Source organism: Nostoc sp. WHI (assembly GCF_015714725.1).
Classification (GTDB): Bacteria; Cyanobacteriota; Cyanobacteriia; order Cyanobacteriales; family Nostocaceae; genus Nostoc.
In genome coordinates this window covers 1-9,608 of the sequence record NZ_WBKM01000079.1, presented here as the reverse complement: position 1 = coordinate 9,608, position 9,608 = coordinate 1, and the positions used below count along the sequence as shown (strand labels likewise).

Below are 9,608 nucleotides of genomic sequence, written 5' to 3'. Positions count from 1 at the left end.
TTATTTTAATTAAGTTCTATATTCTAAAAACAGAACTACTTTCCTGGATTTACCCTTCGTTTTTAAGCAAATCCCTCAAATATGTCAGTATTTATACTTAATAATTGTAGTCAATTATTTTTTAGTGATGCCTGCGGTGGTCACTGAGCTTGCCCTTTGCGGAGCGTCTTGTAGAGAAGTGCGCGCTGCGCCTACGCCTTTCCCTAAAAAACTAATTATTTTGTGCTACGTATTGAATTTCAAAATGGCGATTAATACCCTATTTATTTCAAAATGAGAATTGCTGCTCAGGAGCGATTTTTGCCTCATATCTCGTATTTGATGAATTACATCTACTCGATCCAGACCGTTCTTTCGCTACTGTTCTGAAAGTTTTACAACAAGTCAAAGGCATTTCACCATTTTTGCTGATGACGGCGACTTTAACTAATGAACTTGCAACCCAAATACAGACGTTGGTAAACAATGGAAATTATTCAAGTTGAAGATGCAGATTTACAGGCGATAGAAGGCGATCGCCGTCGTACCTTTCAAGCTGTGTCCCATCCTCTTAACGCTTCGGTAATCCTAGACGATATTCGAGCTTATGGGCGTAAACGAGTGATAGTCATCTGCAACACAGTTTCTCAGGCTCAGGGATTATTCCGGGATTTAGAGGAACTGAACTACGAGGGAATATTGCACGTTACATTGTTACATTCTAGATTCCTACCAGAACACCGCGCCCAAAAAGAAACTGACCTCAAAACTATATTTGCCCAAAACTGGCAAGATGATGGTAATTGCTACGTTTTGATTTCTACCCAAGTAATCGAAGCAGGAATCAACATCACCTGCCAAGTCATGCACACTCAACTTTGTCCAATGAACTCGCTTTTACAACGGGCTGGACGTTGCGCTCGGTTTGGTGGTGAGCAAGGAGAAGTCTATATTTATCATACAGTTGAAGTTAATCCAGCTTCTTGTAAAATAGCGATCGCAGATTTAGACCTACAAGAAGAATCAGCACCTAAAAAGCAAAGCTTTCTGCCATATCCTCAAGAAACCTGTGAACTCACATGGCTTGTGTTACAGGAACACACCCAATCTGTACATACAAATGAAAATGTCGGATTTCGTACTGAAGAACAATGGATAAATCAGGTTCACACTACAGAAGATTTACTACAGCAACAGCGACGACTTAACAACCGGATGAATTTTGAACAACGCTTTGAAGATGCGTTTTTCAGAGGGGATCAATCTGCCGGGAGAGAATTGATTCGGTCAGTTGATAGCCGCAGTGTATTTATCTGGGAAGAAGATGGCTTAATTGATATTGAAGAGGAAGTAATTGACCCCCAAAAACTGCTAAGTTTTTCCCTGCCTGTTTCCATGTTATGCAAAGTGTGGCGGGAGTTTCAAAATATGGAATTTGGAGCAGACTGGATTTTTAAGCAGATCGAAAACCCGAAAGGAAAATCAGAAACGTATAGTCAACCTGTTTGTACTCTAATTAAATCTCGTGAGGCAGTTATTGGCAGTATACGGATTTTAGTTAATCCTCGCTATGTTCATTATGACGAACATATTGGCTTGTTAATTGGCATTGATGTTTTCGGGAACCACTTTGTTTCTCCTGATAAGGCAAAGCGTGCGATCGCCAGTGAGTATCGCTATAACATGGACAATTATGTAGGGCATCTAGTATTGATGTGGAAATGCTGGCGGGAAGCATTTACAGTAAACCGATTAAAAAATGGAATGTCCGTAGAAATTACTTATATTAGTGTTCGTGATGAACTGTTAGCGGCTGGTGGACGATTTATCAGAGGTAAAATTTTCCCGCAGACGCAGGAGAAAGAAGCAGAAGCTTTATTTGAATCATTAGTATTTTTCGCTATTTTCACCCATGACCTGGGGAAACTGCAAGTTAAATGGCAAGAAGTGATGCGGGGATGGCAAGCGATCGCTCATTCTTCATTCTCTGGCAGAAACCCCGGAAAACATCTACTAGCGCACACAGACTACAACCCAGAAAACAGACACCAACGAGATGCCCTCAAAGCCTACGAAAAGAAATACAAGCGTCCAAACCATGCTGTTGAAAGTGCTTACTTAGCCCAAGATATTCTCAAGCAATCGTTAGTACCCCTACTGCAAGATAATTTCTCCGCAGATACAGAACAAATTAAATACATCTGTCATACAGTAATCATGGCTGCGGGTCGTCACCATTCTGCCTGGGCTGGGGGATGGGATCAAGCAGCAACGGCTAAGATTAAAAGTATAGAGTTACACCTAGAGGCAAAGCAAGCGATCGCTGATAGTTGGCGGAGTATTCATAGGTTTCTACCACAGCCATTATCCTTACCAAAAGCAAACTTGAGTAAAGATGTCTATCCAATAAAAAAAGACTTTGATTTAAATAGGTTTACATCTGACCAAACTGAATATTTACAACTTTATTTGCTAGTGGTCAGAGCTTTGCGCCTTTGCGACCAGCGTTCAGTACAGCTCCACAATGTTTAGCGTTAGGTCATTTGTTAATTAAATTTCAGTATTATCTTGACTTAATTGTTGCTGAAACTCAACAATTGACTCTGTGGTAATAGCCTTTTCAAGTAAATAATTGAGCTGCTCACGATCATAAATTTGATTCAATTGTTCAACCAATTGAGGAGGAATATCTTGAAATCGAGTTTTTAAAACTGTAGCAATAGACTGCTGAATACCTTCTGCTATCCCTATGCGTTCTATACTTGATACGTATTTCATCTCTTGTTCAGCCTCAAAACGCTTCAACTCAGCTTTAAAATCCAAGTCTAAATCCGGTGGCAAAGCCATCAGTCGGTCGATTAAATCGAATAGCTGAAAAATCTTGTCTCTACTATAGCCTAACTCATACATCCGTTTAATCAAGCTCAACTTCCAGCGCAATCGACCAGCTAGGTCTTGAGTTGTCGCCTGTGTCCGCAGGTGTGCCATCACAAGTACAGCAAAGGGACTATCACTTTGCTCTAATTCTAACCAACGGGCTTCGTAGTCTAGGAGTTTCACAACTGGGAATTGAAGACTCAGGCGGCATCCCCAGCGCTCATAACTATATTCTTGAGGTCGCCAATTTGCTTGATTATCCCCCAGAATTGCCAAGCTAACAACTTCCTGGTTATAACGGTCAAAAATTCTGTAATGGTAAGAAAACATGCGCTTGGCAAAGTTGGTATCTACTTGACTTTGAATTTCCAAATGTACAAGCAACCAGGTTTCCTTCCCATCATTTAGCCAAACTTTGATTAGCTTATCGACAAATTGCTTACCAACTTCAGATTCTCTCATCAACTGCTGAAGTTCTTGGTCAAGAAACTCATAGCCTCGCGGCCAGTCAATTTCTGCTTGAATCTCTGGAAAAAAGAATGCAAGAAACGCCTCAAAGTATTGTTCTACACCTTCCTTCCAAGCACCGTCATAGTCGGCTCGTACTTCACTCACAGGTTATTTTCGGTCAGATATCAAAAAATAATGTCTTCTGTTTGGTAGCAGACAGATGGACTGAATGGAGGACTTCAAACCATCTGAATAGTTTCAGTCCCGTTGTCAGGAGCAGCCCCGTTACCAGGATTCATTACCATCCAAGCAGTGTTGGATCATCTGTCTGCAACTAACTAGAGTACAACATTAAGGATGCAAGTGCAAAAAAAAGTATATTCGGATGGTTTGAAAAGGAATTAAAACTATGGTAGATTCTATTTATACTGAAAGCGCCTCTGGATTTCGACTTCAGAGACGCTACTAATTACCATCAAGTCATAAAGCGGCTGAACTTCCACATTAAGCCACTCTGACTTTTTGTACTTTTTTGTAGGTAACAAAAATATGCCTTATTATTCTAACTCAAAGCACGAACAATCAAGTCTAAATCTAAACCAATTGGAGTCTCTGTTGGCTGATGGTCTGTTTACACAAAAAGTCCAAGAACTTATTCGGATGCTGACAAATGAGCAAGTCTCAACTAAAGACATTCGTAAACAGGCAGAAAAAGGTAGACTTCAATTCCGGTATTCATACGGTGTATTACGGATAATCCCATCATATAAGGGTAAATCAGGCAGATGTTGGCGATGGGATGTAATCTTCTCTCCAGTGAGTTGGACGCAGGTTTCTGACTAAATTGTTTAACCTTAAAGGTTTGACTCTAGCTATCAATCTCCGTTGGAGAGGCATAATTATGTTTTGGAATAGCCCTCTTCCAACGGGGTATAGAATCTTTGGAAGTACACAACGCTCATGGGTAAAACGCCAGATGATAGAGCGCTTATTTGTTACCAAAAAATTCGGGACTTATGCCGACACCTTTCTAATGCTAGGTCTGGTGCAGCTTGTGGAATATTCTCTGAAAGCGACTAACCAAAAAATCGATATTCAGCTTGTGGATGAAGGGACACGTTACTGCATCCAGTTGAAGAAGGCTGTCAATTTAGAACCAATAGGTAAACTAAGTTACACCAACCCGTTTCCACCAGTCAAAGGTAAAAAGACAGATATTAGCAAAATATCTCAGGAAACAATTATCTTTGACACAGTAGAACAAAGCGATGCGCGAAAACTCTACCGAGATTATGTATTTCAGCAACGGGGCAAAGTTCAATTTAATGAAGATGCACCAGATCCACCCCATCCTAGTACTCAAAATGGTGTAGTCCTAACTTCCATGCGCCACGATCGCAATCATAACGAACTGTGGCAATTGGGTTGGCAGAATAAGGATTACTACGGCATTTTGCTTGTTACCCTCTTTCAAGCTTTTAGCCAGGAGAATTACTCTAGCTTGAATGGAGAAACTAAGCAGGTTGCGGAGTTATTCAAACAAGCGACTGGTCGCCAGTTACCTCAACAGGCCAGTGCTGTCAAGGTTTACCTGCCTACATCAGTTCAGGGAGTTAACCGCATCAAGGCGGATAGCAACAAAGTAGATTCCCAAAAAGCAGATTGGTTAAGTTTATGGCTGATTGCAGGAGGAGTATTTAGCTTTGGGGTTGCTGAACGGGTCAAGATTGCCGAACGTGTTTATGACTGGCGAGTTGTAGCGTTGGAACCATTAGATATTCAATTGAGCAAATATCGGGAGGTGTTAGATAAATTACGCAAATATAACCCACCTTCTGGAGGACATGGGATTGCTCGGTTTGATGCAGAGTTAGTGTTGCGGTTTTGTCAACAACTGCTCAATAGTCACCCATCTCAAGTTGATGCAGAACTAGATGACTTTGACCTATGGCAACCGATTAACCATTTTGTCAGCAACTTTGTAGGCACTCACTTTGGCTCCAAAGGGCAGGTTTATGGTGTCAAAGAAGTTTTTACCTTGGGGCTTCCTGGGTGGATTCGTCCTAAAAATTCTGAGGAATTAATAGATTATCAAAGTGTTTTGAATGAGCATCTATCTGTTATCAGTAGCCTGTCTGCGGAAGAGGGGCATAGTGAATTGTTGGCAGCTTACCGCGACTTCATTACTGGCACTAATCTGCATCAGTTTTTTCGCTTTCAGGTTAGCTACGCTGATTACGTTGTGAAACGTTTGGCAGATTCCAAAGCAAAACCTCCTCGTTTATTTTCTCTCAATGGATTAAATCTCATGGTGAAAAATTTCAATCATCGTAAAGACGATCAAGAATGGTATTTAACAGAAATTACTGAAGATCCAGGTTTTTTACGAGTTGCGAAAGCTATTAATAGCGCTACAGTTTATGCCGGGAAAGATGAACATGGCTGGGAAAGAATGTATGGTCTAGCACAGCGTTTGAGTAGTCAAGCAGGTTCTAAAAAAGATTTCATTATTGAACTATCAACTTTTCTTGCCAGCTATGAGAATGAAAATCTGCGAATTGATGAAGAACTTAGGAAAAAAGGAAAATACCGCCGAGTTTGGACTACAAAAGATGATTTGGATAGGCTAATCCATCTAATTGATAAATTTGGTTCTAGCTTAGTCGCAAATCTGTTAATTGCTTACGGATATGCTAAGGGTTGGGGCAAAGCTAAAGAGTCAGATCAAAAAGATTTGACTGCTGAAGCAGATGAGAATTTTGTGGGCGATAGTGCAGAAGAAATAAATGATTTTGAACCAGGAGAATTCACGAATGACTAAGACAAAATTTCCGGTTTATTCAATTTCTATTAGCGGTTTACTGTCCTGGCAACTTCATGCTTTGAATAATGAAGGTAATGAGGGCAATCAATCGCTAACACGTCGCTACTACATTATCCAGAAAGGCATGAGTGAACCTGAGTATGTCAATGGAGTATCTGGCGATATGCTCAAGCATATTCAGGCAGAACATCTGCACCGAATTGCGATTCAGGAAGGGCTAACACTTTCAGAAGGGGGAAAGCAATTTCATCCTGACCGTATTGGTTATGACTTGGAAAAAGGACTTCCGATTTTTACGCAATCAGATACAGATTTAACAGCCAAAACGAACCAAGTACTCCAGCGTTGCACAATCAGCGACTTAGAGGGATTTATGGTGACAGTTAAAGGTGGACAAACTCTAAAACGGGAATCTGTAATTGAGTTTGGGGCAGCAGTGGGTTTACCAACTTTAGTCAAAACCCAAAGCTACTTCCATGCGAAATATGGAACAGATAACCCAACTCCTTACAATGTACAGGTCAGTTCCGGTTTATATGCAACTGTCCTCAACATTGAAGCCTTTCGCATTGGCTACAATCCCCACAATTTTAGCTACAGCATTGATCCTACTGAGCGCAAAAAGCGGCTCGATGTGCTACTCAAAAGTGTTCTGTATACCTACTTGCAACCCAATGGTGCAAAGCGCAACACTCATTTACCCCATCCTGACCATTTTGAAGGTGTGATTACTGTTAGCACTCGCCGTTGTCCTGCACCAATGCTCAGTCCGTTGTCAGAAAGTTACAGCCGTCAAATTCATAGCTTGGCTGATACCCTGAATAATCTTAATGGCGCAGGTACAATTCACTGCTTTGATTTTGAGACAATTGCCCAGTTCGCCGAACAAATTCAAACTCTAATTGAGCGATCGCAACCTTGGGAGAGTAACAATGCCGAAGCCATCGAATAAATCAAAATCCTCAGTGCCAAAAGAGGATCAGCAGGTTAAAGCAGACTTAAACCAATGGTTAACCGTCACCTATCAGCCCGTTAGCCTATTCTCCCTCAAACGTTCTGATGCAACTAGCATGGCAGCTCGGTCTAATCTAGTGCCAACTCCTTATGCTATCAAGATGGCATTGCTGAAAGTCTTGCTCGAAAGTCAGGGAAGGCAGCATCAAAATGATTTTGATCAATGGATTAAAAGCGAATTTACCTGGATTCGAGACTTACAAATTTATATTTGGCCACCAGAGCAATTGGTTGTGAATCGCAACGGCTACAAACTCCGCTACTACGATCAAACTGCTGATAAAGCAGATAAAAGCCGGACGACACTACCTATGCAGGATGGGTTTGTCTTTCGGGAATGGGTGCATTTACAAGGACATCTACAAATTTGTTGTGGTGGTTGCGATCGCTTGGCAGAACTAGAGCGGCTGTTTGCTCAAATTAACTACTTTGGTAAACGGGGCTGTTTTTTTCAATATCTTCCTGAATACAAACAAGAGACTTCTGAACCATTATTTCAACCAAATCTCATTACTGGCTTTACAGCACAGCCAATGGATGATTTGGGTGAAAAGGCTACGTTTAACCGAATCAATCCTTTTTCCACTGACAAAGCACAACTAGACAAAGACCGAGTAATCAAGCCTGGATTTCTACCTTTACGACTTGTTGCTACAAGCGCCCGTTATGATATCTACCAAAGATACTGAAATCACATTCGCTGGACTTAGCGTAGTTCTCAAACAAGTAGAAACTTCAATTAGCCCCACCCCACTGAACTCTTGGCTGTCAGAAACTCAGCTTTTACCAGTTTGGATTCCTTTACGGATTAACGCAGGTGTTACCAAAATTATGCCTGTATTGCCAAATTCAGTTTTATATCCAAATCTAATGCAATCTATTTGTCAGCAGATTGCTCAGAATACCTTGGTGGAATGGTGGCAAAAACCCTATGAACTAACAGGGGTTGAAGTAGATTCCCATGCCTTGCATATGATTCAAATTAGTGTTGCATCTGCCGCACCTCCACCAACATTGGGACGAGCCATCCATGCTCAATGCTTTCGGTGGTTTGCTAATGCTGATACTGCATTAGCTGAAAATTTGCATCAACAAAATACCTTACCCTTAACTGTGGCAGTGCAGTATGTTTCTCCACAAAAGATGCAGTTGAGAATTACCTTGTTGAAAAAAGAACTGCTAGCACCTTTACTTTGGGGATTAAGTACCAATCTGGGAGAGTCAATCATGCTGGCAGGCATACCTTGCCAATTGGGAAAATCCATAGATATCCTGCAAGCTAGTAGTTTTGAAAAACTAGTACAGACAACAACCCAAAGTGTGATTGAGTTGCGCTTTCTTTCACCTACTAGCTTCAAGCAAAATCGAGGAGTGCAGCCTTTCCCCCTACCAGAATTGGTTTTTAACAGCCTATTGCGCCGTTGGAATACCTTTGCTCCACCAGAACTGCAATTTCCCGAAGTCGAGTGGAATGGTTTAGTTTCTGCTTATGACCTCAAAACCCATGCCTTAAAAATGGAAGGTGGAGCAGAAATTGGTGCCCAAGGATGGGTAAAGTATCGATTTTTAGATTCTGACCAAGCAAGAATAGCCACAATCTTAGCTCATTTCGCAACATTTGCAGGGGTTGGGCGCAAAACAGCGATGGGAATGGGCCAGGTGCAGAAGTGTTGAATCCCGATTACGGGGCTGAACTAAAAATACGCATTCAAACGAAAAGATGAATGAAGATTACTTACCTTTGGCATATCTTAATGCCTGGGAATATTGTCCACGCAGATTTTACCTTGAATATGTGTTGGGCGAAATGTCAGATAACGAGCATATTATCTTGGGTCGCCACATACACCGTAATATCAACGAAGAAGGGACAATTCAGGAAGGGGAAACGCTGATTCATCAACAACAATGGGTCTGGAGCGATCGCTTGAAGGTCGCAGGTATCATTGATGCAGTTGAAGAATGCTCAGGTCAGCTTGTCCCTGTGGAATATAAAAAAGGGAAGATGGCACAGCACCTTAACGACCATTTTCAACTTTGTGCAGCAGCTTTGTGTATAGAAGAACGTACCGGAAGCTGCCTTGCTTATGGTGAGATTTTTTATCACACTAACCGCAGAAGACAAACAGTAGCATTTACACCTCAACTAAGACAAATGACTGAGCAAGCAATTGTTCTCAGCAATTCTCATTTTGAAATAAATAGGGTATTAATCGCCATTTTGAAATTCAATACGTAGCACAAAATAATTAGTTTTTTAGGGAAAGGCGTAGGCGCAGCGCGCACTTCTCTACAAGACGCTCCGCAAAGGGCAAGCTCAGTGACCACCGCAGGCATCACTAAAAAATAATTGACTACAATTATTAAGTATAAATACTGACATATTTGAGGGATTTGCTTAAAAACGAAGGGTAAATCCAGGAAAGTAGTTCTGTTTTTAGAATATAGAACTTAATTAAAATAA

General features: G+C 41.2%; 8 protein-coding genes. 7 read left to right on the top strand and 1 reads right to left on the bottom strand.

Annotated features, from left to right (window positions below):
• The first annotated feature begins 465 nt into the window (after positions 1 to 465).
• Positions 466 to 2,511 (top strand): CRISPR-associated helicase Cas3', encoded by a 2,046-nt coding sequence (gene cas3 / locus F8S12_RS08180; protein WP_196515815.1) that lies wholly within the window; start codon positions 466 to 468, stop codon positions 2,509 to 2,511.
• An 18-nt stretch (positions 2,512 to 2,529) separates the two neighbouring features.
• Here the strand turns inward: cas3 and F8S12_RS08175 are convergent, their stop codons facing one another.
• On the bottom strand, positions 2,530 to 3,471 hold the full coding sequence (locus F8S12_RS08175; RefSeq protein ID WP_196515814.1) for an Rpn family recombination-promoting nuclease/putative transposase: 942 nt from the start codon (positions 3,469 to 3,471) through the stop codon (positions 2,530 to 2,532).
• A gap of 384 nt (positions 3,472 to 3,855) precedes the next feature.
• On the opposite strand from F8S12_RS08175, the gene F8S12_RS08170 reads away from it, so the two are divergent.
• From F8S12_RS08170 to cas4, 6 genes are read left to right on the top strand one after another with little or no spacing between them, the layout of a single operon-like run.
• On the top strand, positions 3,856 to 4,149 hold the full coding sequence (locus tag F8S12_RS08170; RefSeq protein ID WP_196515813.1) for a hypothetical protein: 294 nt from the start codon (positions 3,856 to 3,858) through the stop codon (positions 4,147 to 4,149).
• A gap of 58 nt (positions 4,150 to 4,207) precedes the next feature.
• The gene (locus F8S12_RS08165; RefSeq protein WP_196515812.1) at positions 4,208 to 6,127 is read left to right on the top strand and encodes a hypothetical protein; all 1,920 of its coding nucleotides are present in this window, start codon (positions 4,208 to 4,210) and stop codon (positions 6,125 to 6,127) included.
• The gene (locus F8S12_RS08160; RefSeq protein WP_196515811.1) at positions 6,120 to 7,082 is read left to right on the top strand and encodes a DevR family CRISPR-associated autoregulator; all 963 of its coding nucleotides are present in this window, start codon (positions 6,120 to 6,122) and stop codon (positions 7,080 to 7,082) included. The genes F8S12_RS08165 and F8S12_RS08160 overlap by 8 nt, the downstream gene beginning before the upstream one ends.
• Entirely contained in the window at positions 7,063 to 7,833 is a 771-nt protein-coding gene (locus tag F8S12_RS08155) for a hypothetical protein (RefSeq protein ID WP_196515810.1), read from the top strand. The genes F8S12_RS08160 and F8S12_RS08155 overlap by 20 nt, the downstream gene beginning before the upstream one ends.
• Positions 7,811 to 8,818, top strand: a complete 1,008-nt coding sequence (cas6, locus tag F8S12_RS08150; protein WP_196515809.1) for a CRISPR system precrRNA processing endoribonuclease RAMP protein Cas6 — start codon at positions 7,811 to 7,813, stop codon at positions 8,816 to 8,818. Before F8S12_RS08155 ends, cas6 begins: the two co-directional genes overlap by 23 nt.
• 46 nt (positions 8,819 to 8,864) lie before the next feature.
• Positions 8,865 to 9,383: a CRISPR-associated protein Cas4 gene (gene cas4 / locus F8S12_RS08145; protein ID WP_196515808.1), complete on the top strand. Its 519-nt coding sequence runs from the start codon at positions 8,865 to 8,867 to the stop codon at positions 9,381 to 9,383.
• The last annotated feature ends 225 nt before the right edge of the window (positions 9,384 to 9,608 follow it).